This window comes from Desulfovibrio sp. (genome assembly GCF_019424165.1).
Classification (GTDB): domain Bacteria; phylum Desulfobacterota; class Desulfovibrionia; order Desulfovibrionales; family Desulfovibrionaceae; genus Desulfovibrio.
This window is the reverse complement of record NZ_JAHZAA010000015.1, coordinates 1-386: the sequence shown is the minus strand read 5'-3', so window position 1 is coordinate 386 and position 386 is coordinate 1. Positions and strand designations below refer to the sequence as shown.

Sequence of the window (386 nt, the reverse complement as noted above, 5' to 3'; positions counted from 1 at the left end):
CCGGCTTGATGTGGCCAACGACCGCTTTGTACGTACCACAGATCCCGAGCATGTAGCTTCTGTGCAGAGCTTTTTGCAAAAAGTTTATGATGCCGGAGATATCTATTTTGGGGAGTTTGGCGGCCATTACTGCTACGGCTGCGAACGCTTTTACACAGAAAAAGAGCTGGAAAACGGCCTGTGCCCGCAGCACCTGAGCAAGCCGGAATTCATAAGCGAAAAAAACTATTTTTTCCGCATGTCCAAATACCTGCCCTGGCTCAAGGAGCATATTGAACAGAACCCCACGTTTATCCGGCCGGAGCGCTATCGGACCGAGGTGCTGTCCATGCTGGAATCCGGCGCGCTGGAAGACCTGTGCATTTCCCGGCCCAAATCGCGTCTGA

Annotated in this window: 1 protein-coding gene; it reads left to right on the top strand. The window is 52.6% G+C overall.

Translation table 11 applies throughout. The annotated features are described in order from the left end of the window. Positions 1-386: class I tRNA ligase family protein (locus tag QZ377_RS07065; protein WP_291440470.1), on the top strand; the 386-nt coding region annotated here is incomplete at both ends.